The 18,006-nt window shown below is 59.1% G+C and carries 8 protein-coding genes; 3 read left to right on the top strand and 5 right to left on the bottom strand.

The window, feature by feature from the left end:
• Positions 1–18: 18 nt before the first annotated feature.
• A complete protein-coding gene (locus tag NVB75_RS19895; RefSeq protein WP_258342938.1) occupies positions 19–5,862 on the top strand; it encodes an alpha-2-macroglobulin in 5,844 nt (1,947 codons plus the stop codon).
• A complete protein-coding gene (pbpC, locus tag NVB75_RS19900; RefSeq protein WP_258342939.1) occupies positions 5,843–8,140 on the top strand; it encodes a penicillin-binding protein 1C in 2,298 nt (765 codons plus the stop codon). Before NVB75_RS19895 ends, pbpC begins: the two co-directional genes overlap by 20 nt.
• Here the strand turns inward: pbpC and NVB75_RS19905 are convergent, their stop codons facing one another.
• From NVB75_RS19905 to NVB75_RS19925, 5 genes are all read right to left on the bottom strand, one after another.
• A complete protein-coding gene (locus tag NVB75_RS19905) occupies positions 8,141–9,307 on the bottom strand; it encodes a hypothetical protein (RefSeq protein ID WP_258342940.1) in 1,167 nt (388 codons plus the stop codon).
• Positions 9,304–9,885 (bottom strand): LemA family protein, encoded by a 582-nt coding sequence (locus NVB75_RS19910; protein ID WP_076013254.1) that lies wholly within the window; start codon positions 9,883–9,885, stop codon positions 9,304–9,306. The genes NVB75_RS19905 and NVB75_RS19910 overlap by 4 nt, the downstream gene beginning before the upstream one ends.
• A gap of 133 nt (positions 9,886–10,018) precedes the next feature.
• On the bottom strand, positions 10,019–10,687 hold the full coding sequence (locus NVB75_RS19915; protein WP_017477883.1) for a class I SAM-dependent methyltransferase: 669 nt from the start codon (positions 10,685–10,687) through the stop codon (positions 10,019–10,021).
• A gap of 90 nt (positions 10,688–10,777) precedes the next feature.
• The gene (locus NVB75_RS19920) at positions 10,778–15,121 is read right to left on the bottom strand and encodes a glycosyltransferase (protein ID WP_258342941.1); all 4,344 of its coding nucleotides are present in this window, start codon (positions 15,119–15,121) and stop codon (positions 10,778–10,780) included.
• Between the two features lie 213 nt (positions 15,122–15,334).
• The gene (locus NVB75_RS19925; protein ID WP_258342942.1) at positions 15,335–16,456 is read right to left on the bottom strand and encodes a DegT/DnrJ/EryC1/StrS aminotransferase family protein; all 1,122 of its coding nucleotides are present in this window, start codon (positions 16,454–16,456) and stop codon (positions 15,335–15,337) included.
• Positions 16,457–17,120: 664 nt separating this feature from the next.
• Between NVB75_RS19925 and NVB75_RS19930 the strand changes: the two genes are divergently transcribed.
• On the top strand, positions 17,121–17,777 hold the full coding sequence (locus NVB75_RS19930) for an acetyltransferase (protein WP_258342943.1): 657 nt from the start codon (positions 17,121–17,123) through the stop codon (positions 17,775–17,777).
• Positions 17,778–18,006: the final 229 nt, after the last annotated feature.

Consider the following 18,006-nt stretch of genomic DNA (forward strand, 5'->3'; position numbering starts at 1 on the left):
TTGCCAGGGATGCTCACCATGTTTGATTCGTTAAAAGCGACCAGCCGCCGTTTTTTTGGGGCCTTGATCTCAGTGGTGAGTGTTGTGTTCCGCGCTGTGCGATGGCTGGCGCGCAGCCTGTTCGGCCAGTGGCAACCGCCGCGTTGGATGCAAGCGTCCGGCAACGGCCTGGTCAATGTCGGCCATAAGGCCCGGGCGTATCCGCGTCAGGCCGCAGGCGGTGTACTGGCCGTGGCGTTGCTGGTGGCCGCAGGCGTCTATGGCTGGCATTGGTATTCCCACCTGCCGCAGCCCCACACCGTGGGCTATTCGCTGCACAAGCCCAACCTGACGGATTACACCCAGCCGCAGCCGGTTGTGGATAACTTGCAGGTGCGCTTCGCGGAATCCGTGGCTCCGCTGGCGGCAATCGGCAAACCGGTCACCGAAGGCATCACGCTCAAGCCGAGCATCGCGGGTACCTGGCGCTGGTCGGACGACCGCAGCCTGGTGTTCACCCCGGAAAAAGACTGGCCCGTCGACGCCCACTACACCATCGACCTGGCCAAGAAGAACCTGTTGGCCGACGGCGTGCTGCTCAGCCAATACACCAGCCAATTCTCCACCCAGCCGTTTCGCGCGACGTTGACGCAAAACGAGCTGTACCAAGACCCGAGTAACCCGACGCAGAAACAGTTGGTCGCGACCTTCCACTTTTCCCACCCGGTAGATGAAGACAGCGTACGCAAGCGTGCCTCGGTCACCCTCGGCAAAGGCCTGGCCTACCGCGACGCGCAACTGCCCAACCGTCCGGAAGTCACCTTCGACGAGCACAAGCTCAACGCTTTTGTGCGCTCCGCCGCCCTGGCCACTCCGCTGGAAAGCACCCCGGTCAGCGCCAAGCTCGATGAAGGCCTCAAGGCCCGTGACGGCGGCAACGCCAGCACTGCACCGTTGGTGGCCGAAGTCACCGTGCCCGGCCGCTATCGCCTGACCTTTACCGGCGCCGAAGTCAGCTTTGTCGACAACGAGCGCGGCGAGCCCGAGCCGGTGTTGATGTTCAGCAGTTCCAGCGCCGTGGCCGACGAGACCATCGCCAACAAGGTCCAGGCCTGGATGCTGCCGGAAAAAGCCGAGGACGATACCCGCCCCTGGAACCTGCAAGACATCGACGACAAGCTGCTGGCCAGCAGCACCAAGGTCAAGCTGACCCACGTGCCGAGCGTCGAACCGCTGAACACCCTGCACGCCTTCAAGTTCAAGGCCCCGCCGGGCCGCGCCCTGTATGTGCGGGTACCGGCCAACCTGGAAGCCATCGGCGGCTACCTGGCGAAAAATCCGACAGCCTCCCTCGTGAGCATGCCGGCTTATCCGCGCACGCTGCAGTTCCTGTCCGACGGCGCCCTGCTCAGCCTCACCGGCGAAAAACGCCTGGGCTTCATGGCCCGTGGCGTACCTGGCGCCCATGTGGAAATCGCCCGCCTGCTGCCCAACCAGTTGCAACACCTGGTGGACCAGAGCAGCGGCAGCTTTGCCCGACCGAATTTTGCCAATGACTACTTCGACCGGATGGTGGAACGTCAGAGTCTGGACATTCCGCTGTCGGCTGGCGACCCGTCAAAAACCGTCTACGACAACGTCGACCTGAGCAGCTACCTGACAGCCAACGGCGGCCGCCGGGGCATTTTTGTGCTCAAGCTGAGCCCGCAGGACGACCCGGCTGATCGCACCTTCGACTACTCACGCAATACCACCAGCGACCTGCGTTTCATCGTGGTTACCGACTTGGGCATCATCGCCAAACGCTCCAGCGATGGCAGCCACGACGTGTACGTACAGTCCATCGGCAACGGCTCGCCGGTGTCCGACGCCCAGGTCGATATCATCGGCCGCAACGGCTTGCCGGTCGCCAGCGGCCATACCGACGCCGAAGGCCACGCGCACTTCGCCAAGCTGGATGAACTGCGCCGTGAGAAAACGCCATTGATGTATGTGGTCAGTCGCGGCAATGACCAATCGTTCCTGCCGATTGCCCGTCAGTCCCAGCAGCTGGATTTGTCACGCTTTGATGTAGGCGGCCTGGAAGAAGACGGTGCGATCAATCGTCTCAGCGCCTACCTGTTTACCGACCGCGGCCTGTACCGGCCTGGTGAGACCGCGCACCTGGGCATGATCGTGCGCAGCGGCGACTGGAAAGGCGCCCTGCAAGGCCTGCCGGTTGAGCTGCAGATCACCGACCCACGTGGCCTGGAGGTAATTCGCCAGCCATTGAAACTGTCGGCCAGCGGTTTTGAAACCTTCGATTTCCCAAGCAGCGAAGTGGCGCCATCCGGCGATTACACGGCGACCCTGCAACTGATCGGTGAGAAGCAGCGCCGCACTGACCTGGGCAGCGTCAGCTTCAAGGTTCGCGATTTTGAACCGGACCGGATGAAAGTCAGCCTGAGCCTGCACGACACCCCGGTGCTGGGCTGGATCCCGCCAGACCAGGTGGTGGCCAAGGTCACCGCGATGCACTTGTTCGGCGCTCCGGCGGCGGGCCGTCGCGTCACGGCAAAAATGTCCCTGAGCCCAACGCTCGCGGCGTTTGATCGTTACCCGGATTACCGCTTCCGCCTGAATGACTCACTGGAAGAAGCCAGCTCCGAAGACCTGGCCGAAACCACCGTCGACGACAACGGCCAAGCGCTGCTGGATCTCAACCTGCAACGCTTCGCCAACAGCACCTATCGCCTGCAAGTGATGACTCAGGTGTACGAAGCCGAAGGCGGTCGCAACGTCGCCGCACAAAGCGCGTTGCTGGTGTCGGCAGCGCCGTACCTGGTGGGTGTGAAGAGCCAGGACTCGCTGTCCTTCGTCGCCAAGGATGCGCCGCGCCAGGTGCAATGGCTGGCCGTGGCGCCAGACCTCACGCCAGTCGCCGTGGACGGCCTGACCAGTGAAGTGGTCGAACACCGCTACGTCTCGGTGCTGGTGAAGCAATCCAACGGCACCTACAAATACGAGTCGCGCATCAAGAACATCAGCCAGCCGGCCTCGCCGCTGGTGATGACCAAGGACGGCGCCAAGCAAACCCTGAACACCGGCACCCCGGGCGATTTCACCCTGCAACTCAAGGACGCCAACGGCAACCTGCTGAACCAGATCGACTACAGCGTTGCCGGTCGGGGCAATACCTCACGCTCCCTGGAACGCAATGCCGAGCTGCAACTGCGCCTGGATAAACGCAGCTACGCCACCGGTGATGAGATCGCCATCAGTATTCGAGCGCCGTACACCGGGGCCGGGTTGATCACCATCGAGCGGGACAAGGTCTACACCCAGCAGTGGTTCAAGGCCGACAGCACCAACAGCGTGCAACATATCCGCGTTCCTGCGGGGCTAGAAGGCAACGCCTACGTCAACGTGCAGTTCGTGCGGGACATCGGCTCGTCCGAGGTCTACATGAGCCCGCTGTCCTACGGCGTGGTGCCGTTCAGCATCAACCTGGATGCGCGGCGCATGGCGCTCAAAGTCGAAGGCCCGGCGAAGATCGAGCCGGGGCAGACCCTGGATATCAAGGTCAACGCCGACCGCCCTGGCCGCGCAGTGGTCTACGCGGTGGACGAAGGCATCCTGCAAGTGGCGCGCTACCAGACGCCGGACCCGCTGGGCTTCTTCTTCCAGAAGCGTGCGCTGGAGGTCGGTACCAGTCAGATTCTTGACCTGATCCTGCCGGAGTTCAGCCGCCTGCTCAGTGGGGCAGCGCCGGGTGGTGATACCGAAGGCGCCCTGGCCAACCATCTCAACCCGTTCAAGCGTAAACATCAGCCGCCAGTGGCCTGGTGGTCGGGCCTGGTGGACTTGCCGGCCGGTGAAACCGTGCTGCACTACCAGGTTCCGGACAGCTTCAACGGCAAACTGCACCTGTTTGCCGTCGCGGTAGACAGCGACAGCGTGGGCGTCAGCGAGGCCAACACCGAAGTGCGCGGGCCGCTGGTGATCACGCCGAACGTGCCGGCTTTTGTCGCGCCGGGTGATGTGTTCAGCGTCAGCGCCGGGGTGTTCAGCAACCTCGACGCCGCAGCGGACGTGAAGTTTGAAGTGCAGACCAGCAATGGCCTGCAGGTGCAAGGCGACAAGGGCAGCACCCTGGCGCTGCAACCGCGCAAGGAAGGCGTCGCCGAGTTCAAGATCAAGGTGGGTGAAAACCTCGGCTCGGCCGACTTGCGCTTCGTCGCGGTGCTGCCGGATGGCAAGCGGATCCAGGTGGCGGAAACCACATCGATCCGGCCATTGAGCGAACATCGGGTGGCCCTGAGCCTGGGCCGTTTCGACAGCGCCAGCAAAGAACTGAAACCGACCCGCGACCTGTTCGGCCAGTTGCGCGATGTGCAGTTGGGCGTCGCCGCTTCGCCGCTGGTCTGGGCCAACGGCCTCAAGCATTACCTGGACGACTACGGCTACGCCTGCACCGAGCAATTGGTGTCCAAGGCCATGCCGGCGTTGATCTGGGGCGGTAACGCGCCGGAGGCCGAGCAGGCCTTCAGCGGCGCGGTGCGCATGCTGCGTCAGCGGCAGAACCAGGCCGGTGGGTTCGGCTTGTGGGCGGCCAACCCGGACGTGGCGCCGTACGCCAGCCTGTACGCCACCGACTTCCTGATCGAAGCCAGGGAGCGCGGGCTGCCGGTACCGGAAGACCTGTTGCAACGTTCCAACGCGTACCTCACCGACCTGGCCAACGGCCCGAGCGAAGGCCTGTCGGAACTGCGCAACCGCGCCTATGCCAGTTACCTCCTGAGCCGTCAGGGGATTCTGGTGAGCGGCGCCTTGAGCGATATCCGCGAACGCTACGAGAGCTACTTCAAGGACACCTGGCAGAACGACATTGGCGCCGCGTACCTGGCTGCCAGCTACAAGTTGCTCAAGCAGGATCGTCAGGCCGACACGCTGTTCCGCAAGGTGCCGTGGCTTTCCCTGTCGGATAAATGGAACAGCGACGGCCTGTATTACGACCCGCTGGTGCACGACGCAGAGCACCTGCATTTGCTCGCCCGTCACTTCCCGGAAATGCTCGACGATGTGCCGGCAAGCCTGCTGGATAAACTCGGCAAGCGCCTCAACGAGCAACGCTACAACTCGCTGTCGGCGGCACTGTTGCTGCGGGCCCTGGACAACTATGGCCAGCGCGCGCAAAGCGACATGACCCTCAAGGCCACCGCATGGCTCAGCGACAAGCAGCAACAGTTGTTGCAGATGGCCGGCCAGCCGCCACGTGCGGCGGTGCCTGCCGGTACGCAAAAACTGCAGATGGAAAAATCCGACGGCCCGGCGGCGTTCTACATGCTGAGCGAAGCCGGCTATGACAAGGGCGCCAACCTCAAGCCGATCAACAGCGGCCTGGAAATCATCCACGAATACCTCGACCTCAAAGGCAACCCAGTCAGCAAGGTCGCGGTGGGTGATGAGTTCCTGGTGCGCCTGCGCTTGCGGGCCACCGACCGTGATCAGGTGCAACAAGTGGCCGTGGTCGACTTGCTGCCGGGTGGTGTCGAGCCTGTGTATAACTTGCCGCCGGAGCCGGAAGCGGCCAGCAGCGAGGAAAGCGAAGGCGACGATTCGGAGTACGTTGAAACCAGCGAAGACACCGAGGAAGCCGACGCCTGGCAGGCGCCGATTGGCGAGACCGACTTGAGCAACTGGCAACCGGACTACGTCGATGTGCGTGATGACCGAGTGGTGTTGTACGGCACCGCGCTGCGGGACGTAGGCACCTTCGTGTACCGCGTGCGCGCCACCAACGCCGGTACCTTCAATACGCCACCGGCCTACGCCGAGGGCATGTACGAAACCACCTTGCAAGGACGCGGCAAAGTAGGCCAGCTTGAAATTACCAAGCCTTAAAAGCCTGACGCCGCTGCTGGCAGCGGCGTTGATTCTGGCGGGGCTACGGTTGTGGCCCCACGCGCCGCTGGAACAGGCAGCCACCTCCTCACGGGTGGTGCTGGCCGATGACGGTTCGCTGCTGCGCATGACCCTGGCGGCTGACGGGCAATATCGCCTGTGGCTTCCCCTGGAACGGATTTCTCCGTCACTGGTGGAGGCGTTGCTGCTCAAGGAAGACCGCAATTTCTACTGGCACCCGGGGATCAATCCCCCGGCGTTGCTGCGGGCGGCCATGGCCACCTATAGCGGCGGCCAGCGCCAGGGCGGCTCGACCTTGAGCATGCAGTTGGCCAGGCGCCTGTGGGATCTCAATACCCGCCAGGTACCTGGCAAGCTGCAGCAAATGGCCTTGGCGTTGTGGCTCGAGGCGCGTTACAGCAAGCACGACATTCTCGAGGCCTACCTCAACCTGGCCCCCATGGGCGGCAATATCGAAGGTGCCGAAGCGGCCAGCCGGATTTATTTCGGCAAGTCAGCGGCGCAATTGTCCTTGTCTGAAGCCCTCGCGCTAGCTGTGATCCCCCAGCAACCCGGTCGCCGCGCGCGCTTCGGGCCATCGCTGCAAACCGCTCGGCAACGGCTGATGGCGGACTGGCGGGAAACTTATCCACAAGACCCGCGTAACGACAGCTTGCTGGACCTGCCGCTGGAAGCCCGCAACCGCCAGCAGATCCCGTTTCTGGCACCGCACTTGAGCGAACAGTTGCTGGCCTCGCAAACCGGTAACGAGTTGAACAGCACCCTCAACCTGCCGCTGCAACAATTGCTGGAGCGGCTGATCACCGGCTTTATCGCCGAGCGCCGCAGCAGCGGTGTGGAAAACGCCACGGCGATCCTGATCGACAGCCGCGACCAGAGCGTAAAAGCCCTGGTGGGCTCGGCGGACTTCTTATCCACAAGCATCCACGGCCAGGTCAACGGCGTATTGTCGCGGCGCTCGCCCGGCTCCACGCTCAAGCCATTCCTGTATGGGCTGGCGCTGGACCAAGGGGTGATCCACCCCATGAGCATCCTCAAGGACATGCCGAGTAACTTCGGCTACTTCCAGCCGGAAAATTTCGACGGCAGTTTTGTCGGTCCGGTGACAGCCCGCGACGCGCTGATTCGCAGCCGCAATATCCCGGCGGTGTGGCTGGCCAGCCAAACCCGCTCGCCGTCACTCTACGGATTGCTGCAACGCGCCGGGATCAAGGGCCTGCGAGGCGAAAGCCATTACGGTTTGGCCCTGGCCCTGGGCGGCGGCGAGATGACGCCCGAGGAGCTGGCGCGGCTGTATGTGATGCTGGCCGGAGACGGGCATTTGCGGCCACTGCGCTATTTGCAGGAACAGCCGCAAACCACCGGCCCGCAGCTACTTACCCCACAGGCGGCCTTTATGGTGCGCGACATGCTGCGGCGCAACCCGCGCCCGGACGGGCTGCCGGGACGCCATTGGCGCACGGCCTGGAAGACCGGCACCTCATGGGGCTTTCACGATGCGTGGAGCGCCGGCCTCGTAGGCCCGTATGTGCTGGTGGTGTGGGTGGGCAACTTCGATGGGCGTCCGAATCCGGAATTCATCGGCGCGAAAACTGCGGCACCGCTGTTCTTCCGCATCGCCGACGCCCTGCCCCTGGCCTTGCCCAACGTGGTGATCAAACCCGACAAGCCGCCCGCCGGGCTGATCCGTATCGACGTCTGCGCGGCCTCTGGCGACTTGCCCAACCGCTGGTGCCCGCGTACCCGCAAGACCTGGTACATCCCCGGCGTGTCTCCGATTCGCGTGTCCAACCTGCACCGCCCGGTGCTGATCGACACCCGTACCAGCAAGGCCGCGTGCCCGCCATTCGACCCGCAGTACACCCGTGAAGAAGTCTTCGAATTCTGGCCCAGCGATGTGCAGCGGCTGTTCCGCGCTGCCGGGCTGCCCCGGCGCACGCCGCCCAATGTGCAGAAAAGTTGCCAACCCAATCGCATCGGCGACCAGAGCGAGGCGCCGCAGATTCGCTCGCCGCTGACTCAGGTCAGTTATCACCTGCGCCTGTCACAGCCTCAGGAAAGCATTCCGCTGAACGCCAACGCGGCCAGTGATGCACTGACGCTGTATTGGTTTGCCGACCAGACCCTGATCGGCCAGGGCCCGCCGCAAACCACGCTGAACTGGCGGCCGGGTAAGTCGGGGGACTATCGGTTGCGGGTCACTGATGATCAGGGCCGCAGCGCCAGCCGGGGACTGAAGGTGGAGTTTGTGCCCTGATCAGGGATCTTCGTCGCCTGAACCGGCGGTGCCGGCATCTTTTGCGAAATGCTTGTACGCCACCCCTAGCTTGCGTTGCTCAAAGATCGAAAACACCAGGGTGCCCAGCAGAATCATCATCCACACCAGGAACACCTTCATGGTGTCCACCTGGGCCACCACCAGCAGCAACGTCACCACGCCACCAATCACCATGCCCAGGCCCATCCAGGCGCCCAGCACACGGCCTACCGCCAGGCGCATGCCCTTGGGCAGCAACAGCCGCAGCGCGAGCAACACCACAAACATCGTCAGCAAGAAGCCAAACGCGGCCATGAAAGGAATCACGAAGCCATTGTCACGGTACAACCAGGCCAGAAAACGATAGGCAGGGTTCAGCTCCGCCATCTGCTGGTAGGTGGCAGGGCCCGGCAGATGCAGTTGGGCAAAATGTTCCGGGGTCATGGCCATGATGCCGACACCGATCAGGCCCACCACCACCGCGTAGAAACCACCAGCACGCCACAACGGCGCCAGCACACGGCGATTCTCCACGTCCTTGGTCTCGGCCAGGCCGAACACCGCATCACGTTGCCGGCCCTGGGCAATCACCGTCTTGCCCTCACGTTCGCAGGCGTCGCCAATCAGCATCACCTGCATATCCTGGGTGAGGAGCAGTTCGCCCTGGCGGCGGGAGTTGCTGATCCACTCATGGTCGTCAGGGCGCTTCTTGCCGAACAGGTCGATGCCTTCGGCAATCACCGTCACTTCACCGGTGGCGTCCTGCAGGCGGAAGTCGTTGCAGCGAGCCTCGGCTGAGACCTGGCTCCAGCTCCAGTCGCCGTCCTTGTCTTTGGTGCCTTCTTCGATGACCCACACATAACCCGCACAAGGCTTGCCATTGACCGGGGAGATCAGCGGTGTGTCGACGATCACCTTACCGTTCACTTCCACCAGGCCCATGGCCAAGGAGCGTATCTGGCTGGTGGCCAGGCGTTGTTCGGTGCGATAGAAGTTGGGGCCGAAGCTGGCCAGCAAACCGATCAAGATGCAGACAGGGAAAAACAGCGCCACCAGGATCGTCGGGGCGTAAACCATCAGGCCGATGAAGCCGGCGAGAAAGATCAGCGCCACTAGGGTTTTCCACGCCGGCTTTTTCGCGACAACGCCCGCCTGGGTGGTTTTCATGCTCCCGGCACCTCAAGCTTCACGCCTTCGTAGCGGGTTTCTTCGGCACTGATGGCCAGCAGCGGGATGCGCTGGTAGCCGAGCATTTTTGCGAAGAACAGATCAGGGAAAATCGCGATGGCGATGTTGTAGAGGTTGACCGACTCATTGAAGAACTCGCGGCGGTCGGCGATACGCTCTTCCACCGCCGAGATCGCCTGCTGCAACTCGACCATGTTGGGGCCGGAGATCAGCGTCGGATAATTCTCGGCCACCGCAATCACCGACTTGAGCGCCGTATTGAGCTGGTTGGAGGCATCGACCTTATCGGTGAGGCTGCTGGCGTTGAGGTACGCGGTGCGGGCGTCGCTGAGGCGGGTGAACAGCGCGTTCTCATGGTTCATGGCGGCTTGCACCACGCGCATCAGGTCGGGAATCTGGTCCGCCCGTTGCTTGAGCAACACGTCGATGTTGGCAAAGGCTTTATCCACATCGTTGCGGCGCATCACCAGGCCGTTGTAGACCCCCACCAGCCAGCCGACCAGGCCGACCACAATAATCAGCACGACGATACCGGCGATCAGCAGTTCGATGTTCATGGGGCGGCATTCCCTGGCTAGTTATCCACAGCGCATTCTAGGGGTAAAGCGGGGGAATACCTCGGAATTAGTCCACAGAAACGGTAAGAGCTACCTGCAGCAACCGTCAGACCCGTTCACTTCCCATCAAAGCCTACATTCGTTGCAGCACGTAACTGTTCTCGAAGCCATGCACACTGCCCAGCACGTTGAAACCTTGAAAGAACCCGGTTGCTCTCAGCAGGTCGACAGTCGGACCCACCTCTGGCGAATGCTCAAAGTCGCGGTAGTCGTCCAATACGATGAAGCCGCCCGAGACGACGCTTGGCGAATACAGCAAGAAGTCCAGCACCACGTTGCGACGGGTGTGGCCACCATCGATATGCAACAGCGCAACGTTGGGCGCGAGGTTGTAGAAACGTTCAGCACTCAGTTCCGAAAAGCCACGGATCACCTGCGCATTAGGCAACATCAGGTCCTTGTAGTAACTGAACTCTTCGAACTGGTTTGGCAATTCGAACGGGTCAATACCAATGATACGACGCTCGTGGTTGCATACCTCGTTCATCAGCATCAACGATTTGCCCTTCCACACGCCAATTTCCACCACATCACCCGGCAGCTCGGCAATCAGAAAGGTAAGGTAGCCCAATAGACGTACTTGATCATGGAACGACAACTCGCGACGCTCCATTGCGAGCTCAGCCGGCAAGCTGTCTTGCGCCTGCTCGAAATGCTGGCCGATAAACTCCCAGATCTGCGTGATGTTGTCAGTCAATTCCGGGTCGCTGGTAAATTCGTTAAGCGCTTGAATAGTGATCATGGTTTTCTCTGCTTACTTCCAATGATTACGAGGGAAGCTCTGAAAAAGACTTCCAGAATTGATAAGACGTTGAAATAACAAGCGAATCAGTCAATCCCCAAACCATGCGTTTCGCCAGGCAACCAAGTGTTCATCCCGGAGCATCCATTTATCGACTACAGCGCTGCGCAGAGCATCTCCGGCAACGGCACTGGCGCGTGGTTCAGCAAGATGTTCGCGGATAGCGGCAATCCACTCTTTTGACGTGTTCTGGACCCGAGTCACTGGCAGGTCACCACGATAACAAAGGATGTCCGAGCAGATTACGGGGAAGCCGCAGGCGCCATATTCCAACAACCGTAAGTTGCTTTTACAGGCGTTGAAAAAATTGTCTTCCAACGGCGCCAACGCCAGGTCCAGATTCAAGTCGGCCAGCCGTGCGGGATATTTCTCGATATTGACGCCCTTATGGAACTCATGGACATACGGACGAAGCTCAGGTGGGCACATGCCCATAAATACCCATTCCACTTCGCCAGCCAGTTCACGAACGACATCGGCGATCACTTGCAAGTCACCGCCGTGGCTCGACCCGCCCGCCCAACCGACCCGAGGTTTCCGGCCTTGTTGGCGGTAGCTCATCAGCCCGCTCCACCACTGACTTGGCAGGCGATTCTCTACGACACGAATGTCCGCGTTAAAACCCTTCAACGCACTGGCCAGTGGCTGGGTCGACACCACCAGCCGGTCGCACATACCGACCGCTTTCTTCAGGCGCTTGGCGATATCCTTGGGAAACAGTTCTCGGCTTGGATTGCTGTTGGGTATCTTAAGAATATAGTCATCCAGCTCGTAAACCTTGAAGGCCCTGGAGAATGCCTTGGTGTTCTGGATGGTTTCCAGCTGAGGCGTCGTACATTGCCGTTGGAAAATGATCGTGTCTGGCGCCAAGCGATGCAGCTCCACGGGATGAAGCAGGCCATCGCTTATCGTGCCCTCTATCAGGCGTGCGGCTTCAAGGGCTGCGAAGGGCTGGCGAACCCGATAGTTTCCGCTGCCGAAAGCGTCGGCGGGACAGCACAGCGCGTAAGGCAAAGAGCGACCGGCCAGCGGTTCCCAGGCGACCTCGCTACGGCACTCGTAGCCAAAGCCGCCGCCTTCCAAGGTCAGGTTGGGGTTGTAGGCAGGGTCACTGGCGAGCCGGGGCAGCCAATTCTTGTACATCACCGATTGCTCGCGCTTGAAACGCTCTTGCTTGGCTTTTAACTTCGTCTTGTCGACCTTATTCTGGCTGACGTTAGCTTCGTGCATGAGCACCGCATAAGGCGTCCAAACGATCAGTTGCCCGGCCTGGCCGACTTTCAGGCACAGATCGACATCGTTATAAGAAACCCCCAGGTTGATCTCGTCCATCCCGCCCACCTGGCGGTACAGCTCGGTGCGGATCATCAGACACGCAGCCGTCACGGCGCTGTAATTCTGGTCAACCTGGAGACGGTGCAGGTAGCCATTGGACTGCATTGGAGCGCCGATGAATGCGTGGTCTGCCAAGCCACGTAAGCCGAGCACCACACCTCCATGCTGAATAGTCCCGTCGAGGAACAGCAATTTGGCGCCGACTATCCCGACTTCTGGCCGCTGAGCGTGATGGAGCAGCGAACCCAGCCACTCCCCATCAATGACGGCAGTGTCATTGTTGAGCAACACAAGGTAATCACCACGGGCGTGTCTGACGGCAAAATTATTGATCGCCGAATAGTTGAACGCGTGGGGATAACGCAAGATGCGCACCTTTTCGCTGTTCAGACGCTCCATACCCGCGAACCAATTTTTTGCTTCAACCGTTTCACTGTTGTTGTCGACGATTATGAGTTCGAAGTTCGTGTAAAGGGTTTTTTCCATCACGCTTTCGACGCAACGCATCAGCATCGGCAGTTGGTCTTTAGTGGGAATCACTATGGACACCAACGGCTGCGAGGTGTGCTGGTAAACCACCCGGTTGACCATCGGTAAAGGTCCCGGGCGCAACTCATGAGCGACGCCCAGGCGCTGCAGGTGCGCCTCGACTATAGCCGCGGAGTACTTAACGACCTGGGGTTCGACCAGCCACTGGCCCAGGTTGATTGCATGATGCACCAGCACTTCACTGATGTGTCCGACAGTGCCCAGTCCATTAACCTCAATCAACCGATAAAGCAGGTCGTGGGGTGCCAGTTCGGCGAAAGCGAGATCGAAACCATGGACACCCAGCGCGACCGCTCGGTTGAAGGCCAACGCTCGGCCGACATACGGATAACTGCGCAACAAGTCCAGGTTCAGGTCCGGCTTGAATATCGGGTCTTGGCAACCATTTGCGGTAAGCGTGTCTTCATCGCTGTAGCAAACGCTGATACCAGGGTTCAGGGCTATACCCTCCGCGAGTAGCAGCAGAGCGTGGGGGTCGAGTTGGTCTCCTCCCCGAAGCAAATAGCACCAGTCGACATCGATCTCATGCAGCAGCTCATTCAGCTGACTTGGCCAGCATTCAGCGAGCGGCAACCACACCAGGTTGTCGGAAGCTGCTACCCCTACAGGCTCGACGTTAGAAAGCACCGCAATGGCTGCCGCGCCGTAAAGCTGGCGATCAATGCTTTCCAAGCTGGAACGTAACTGCGCAATGTCACCTGTGGTATCAGTCAATACCACCAGAATGTTTGGGTGCTGCGGCCAATTCGCAAGCCGTGCGGGTAAACCTTCGAACTCAGCCGCAGACAGTTGCCGGGTATCCAGCCAGCGACGATACAGATTGGACTCGCGTTGCTCTTTACCAATATTTGCCAGCACGCCGAAAAACCGTTCCACGGCGTGGGCCATGGTGCCGTCCAACTGGCCGCATTCAGGCTCAAAATCTTTGTCGGTCAATTCCATCTGTTCTAAGTGCGCCAGCACCTCGGTACGCACAAAGAACATCGTACCGCCAAAAAAATCGGCCTGGTCCATTCGTTGTGGATCAATGCCGGCACGCTTAGCCAGGAAAAGTAGGTGAGAGCGGTTTTGTCCATTGAGGTTTTGGGTTACGGGCTGCCGAAACGCCTCAGTGCCGATCAGCGGGTGGTGCATGGGATCAGCCAGGTATTCCACCGATTGGCTGAAGCGCGCCGGGTTTAGCAGATCATCGAACAGGTCTTGGGCCCAGGAGTCTTCCACCCCCATGTGCAGCGAGCGCTTGGTGTGGAGTTTGATCAGCGTGTGGATGTTGTCTGCACGTAAAAACGGCAACACTCGCAGGAACGGCAAAATATCCCTGCCGTGATTGGGTACCCGATACAACGAATAGCTCAGCCCGCTCGCTGCCAGCAGGTCGCGCACCTCTTTATCAGCACCTCCCACGCAGGTTACGTAAAGGTGCAGGTGCTCATTCAATTTAATCAGCCGGAGCAAAATTTCTTGCAGCACACCCGGGTAATACGCATGGATGACGACACCGATTGGCGGCTTGCCGTCTTCAAGCGAAGGCTGACTTGAGAAAAGGACTTCGCACTGCTCGGCGAAGGGGGTAATGCTGCTGGAGGTATAGAGGTTCTGGGTATCAGGCGCCAGGTAAGCCTCTCGCAAACGAAACAGTTGAAAGGCCTGATCGGCTGACAACGGCGCACGGCGCACTTGCTTTAACGGCTGTGGGTTATACAGTCCCAGGGCATGTATCTGATTGATAAATCTTGCATGACCCTCTGCGAACAACGCTGGCATGTCTGGCTGTTTCTGGCGCTGTTCGGCGTGATGGCGAAAGAGCGACAGAGGCTCACTTAGAAACGCTAAGTGGCCGCGTTGAAGTAAGTTCACATACAACGACAGGTCGTTGATAGCATCAACGAGCACGCCTCCAAGGGCGCAAATATTCGGAACTTTGTCTACCAACTGAGCCCGTCGAAACATGACGGTGGTGGGTTCGCCGATGAAGTTAACGGGCCAGTCACAGAGCAGTGAAATAAGGTCTGCACCATGGAGGCAGACATCTTCGCCAAATACTTCAGACGTCTCGAGGATGTCTGGCAGCGTCTCACCTTGGGCATCGATCAAACGGCGCCGCGAGGTGACCAGCGAGATGTCCGCGCGAGCATCCAGCACCGCGGCCATGCGCGTTACACAATCTGTCAGTAATACGTCATCGTCGTTGAGAAACTTGATGTACTCGCCCCTGGCTTCTTCCAGCCCACGGGTGAGGTTAAGCAGGCCGCCCAATTGCTGTTCGTTTCGCAGGTAACGGATCGGCACCGTGGTGTGTGCAGCAAGACGTTCGGTGATCAAACGAATACCATCGCCGCGACAGTCATCGTTGATCACGATTTCGATATTCGCGTAACACTGGTTGAGCGCACTGTTCAGCGCGGCTTCGAAGAAGCGCGGGTTGTAAGCCGGTATCGCAATGGTGACAAGCGGCAAGCGCTCAGCCAAGAGGGGGTTTGTCATGCTCATACCAATTTGCATAAGGGACGAAGGTAGAACTCGCTTAAGCCGCTTTCACTGCCTGGGCGGTTGCAGGTACGGCCTGATCGAATACACGGTGCCAGTAATTGTTCTTGGGTCATTGGCGTATACCTGAGCGAAGTAATTCCATGAGCTGATGATTTGCCATATTGGCGCCAGTGACTATGACGACCAGAGGCTTTTCACAAGGCATAACGGTCATCAACTCACCTGCTTTTCAGCAAGCAACTCAGCCAGGCAATCGATAACTCTTCGGATGCTTGCATCGTTCAATGAAAGATGGAATGGCAAACCCAACAGACGTTCAGCCAGGAGGTCAACCATTGGCAGCGGGCACTTCGCGAACGCCTGAAAGGCCGGGTGGTCTTGCAGGGGCGGGCAGTACCAGCGGCGGGTTTCGATGTCTTTGCCCAGCAGCCGCAGTTGAATATCAACAGCCCGGAATCCCGGGGGCAGTAGCACCAGCATCAAGCTGTAAACGCCATCCATGGGTTTGACCTGAAGTTTCAGCGCGGGAATTTTTTCCAGAAGCTGCTCGGTGTAGTGTTGATGCAGGTTGCGTCGTGCTTCAGCAGTGGTTGGCCAGTTGTCCAGGGCAGCCAGTGCAACGGCGGCGTGATATTCGCTCATCTTGCCGTTCTCACCCGCCTCGAACACCAGCCCGCCGCTGTGTGCATCGATACCGAAGTTACTCAACGTACGCATGCTCTGGGCATAGGCATGGTTCCGCGAAGCGACGAACCCCCCTTCTCCACCACCGAGGGCCTTAGTGGCGTGCAGGCTGAAGGCGACTTTGGTGGTCAGGCCGATCTTCTGGTTACCCCAGGCACCTGCGGCGTCGATAACCACAGGGATGCCGGTTTCGGCACTGAACAGGTCCCAGCCTGCGACATCCTGGGGGCAGCCGTAAGTGGATACTGGCATCACTGCGTCGAATGGCATTTCAGCGAGTGCTGCGCGTGCGATAGCAGGCGTCAGCAACCAGCTTTCGGAGTTTACGTCGCTGATCAAGGGAGTGAGCCCTGCCCTGATGATCGCTGTTGCCGTGGCGACGAATGTCAATCCGGGCACCAGTACGCGCGCCCCGCGGCGTAGCTTCAAAGCTTCCAAAGCTATTTGCAGCGCACAGGTACCATTCGCCATAGATACGATGTGTACCTGCGTTGGCTCCCGACTAAATGAGAGCGACAGCCGGCGTTCGAGCTCGATTACAAGCGGGCCGAAGTTGGTGTACCACTGGTTTTCATCGATTTGCTGCCAGTAAGTGAGGATCTGCTCGACTTTAGGCACCTCAGGAACTAACAACTTGATGATGTTTTTCATGGTACACACTGCCGTCAATGAAATGTCGTCCCGTATTATCCAAAGAGGGCTTAAGCAGAAATCGCGCCAACTTCTAACTACCCTACCGCTGACGGGCTAATGGGCCCTTACACAGAACTGCATTATTTGACATGGGACTGTTGATCCATTCAGCTGCCGCCATCCTTCAGCGAGACCGCCGGCAACGCGCATTACCCTGCTGGATGCCGAAGGCGAACCCCGGGACAACATTCCGCGGCTGGACGTGCTTCTCCAGCCCGACAATCAAGCTACGGTATGTGCTATGGGGCGGTGAACATCAGGCAGGCAGAGCATTCATGCTTCCCTATTCAATTCCCCCGACATCCCGTTCCTGGATGTGGAGCGCTTATTTCGACGCATCACGGTGTGCCTGCGCGACGGCAACTTCGTCCCGTGCTTGCGCTGGAAAGCGCAATTGCAACATCCAGGGGGTTACGCAATACTCAGCCAACCCAATATGTTTGGAGCGCAAAGCGAGAAGGGATGTTGAGAAAAACTCAACGAATGCTGGAGACGCTTTAATCCGGAAATTATAAGTAAGTTATTTCGAGAACAGTGCACTAGACCACTCCAGACACTGGCAACTTTCGGCTGTAGAGTCGCTCAGACCAGGAATGATTCATAAGAACTCTCAGGAGCTGAGATGAAAATTTACGCAATTGTAGGCGCAGGCGGTTTTGGGCGTGAGGTTGCACCGCTGGTCAACACAATGCAGAGCGTGATAAATCAAGATAACTTCAAAATTATTTTCGTGGTCGATAATTCGAAAGAAAAGACCGTGAATGGCTATGATGTGGTGAGTAGCGAGTCTTTCTTAAGCATGGAGGGGGATAAGTTTTTCAACATCGCTATCGCGGATAGTAAACCGAGGCAGGAAATCTCCGAACGCCTTATTTCGGCGGGCATAACTCCCTTCACTATTTCAGCTCTGAATGCCCTGAATTTAAGCAACAATACTATTGGTCAAGGCGCGATCCTCTGCCCATTTACCACTATCACTGCGAATGCAAAAATCGGTGATTTTTTTCACGCGAACATTTATTCGTATGTTGCCCACGACTGTGTGATTGGTAACTTCGTGACGTTCGCCCCTAACGTGCATTGCAATGGACGCGTTGTAATCGAAGATCATGCCTACATTGGGACTGGCGCGATTATTCGTCACGGCTCTCCCGACAGACCCATCGTGATTGGTGAGGGCGCCGTTGTTGGGATGGGATCCGTTGTTACGAAAAGCGTGGCACCTTACACAACAGTATTTGGTAATCCAGCAAAGCCATTGCGCACGACTCAACAATAATCAACGCGAATAAACCACATAAAAAAGTCTAGTTTTAAGACGTCGCTTTGAGCGATAGCCAGCCGCGTAACTCAGGCTGAATCCCCCGAGCAAGCGCCTCGACGTCATGCTTCGCGCCTCACGTCGCGTGATTCATAGATCACTCGTTGAACGAGCCAGCTCTGATTCCAGCTGTGTCACGTGAGGCGCCGCCCGAGATCAAGCGGCACCTGCGACGGTTTTGTCTCAA

The sequence above is a fragment of the Pseudomonas sp. CBS genome (genome assembly GCF_024734645.1).
Classification (GTDB): domain Bacteria; phylum Pseudomonadota; class Gammaproteobacteria; order Pseudomonadales; family Pseudomonadaceae; genus Aquipseudomonas.

What these genes read in the sequence shown, in the direction of transcription:
- NVB75_RS19895 (WP_258342938.1), top strand. Translation starts at nt 19, where the DNA reads ATGTTTGATTCGTTAAAAGCGACCAGCCGCCGTTTTTTTGGGGCCTTG.
- NVB75_RS19905 (WP_258342940.1), bottom strand. Translation starts at nt 9,307, where the DNA reads ATGAAAACCACCCAGGCGGGCGTTGTCGCGAAAAAGCCGGCGTGGAAA.
- NVB75_RS19910 (WP_076013254.1), bottom strand. Translation starts at nt 9,885, where the DNA reads ATGAACATCGAACTGCTGATCGCCGGTATCGTCGTGCTGATTATTGTG.
- NVB75_RS19915 (WP_017477883.1), bottom strand. Translation starts at nt 10,687, where the DNA reads ATGATCACTATTCAAGCGCTTAACGAATTTACCAGCGACCCGGAATTG.
- NVB75_RS19920 (WP_258342941.1), bottom strand. Translation starts at nt 15,121, where the DNA reads ATGAGCATGACAAACCCCCTCTTGGCTGAGCGCTTGCCGCTTGTCACC.
- NVB75_RS19925 (WP_258342942.1), bottom strand. Translation starts at nt 16,456, where the DNA reads ATGAAAAACATCATCAAGTTGTTAGTTCCTGAGGTGCCTAAAGTCGAG.
- NVB75_RS19930 (WP_258342943.1), top strand. Translation starts at nt 17,121, where the DNA reads ATGAAAATTTACGCAATTGTAGGCGCAGGCGGTTTTGGGCGTGAGGTT.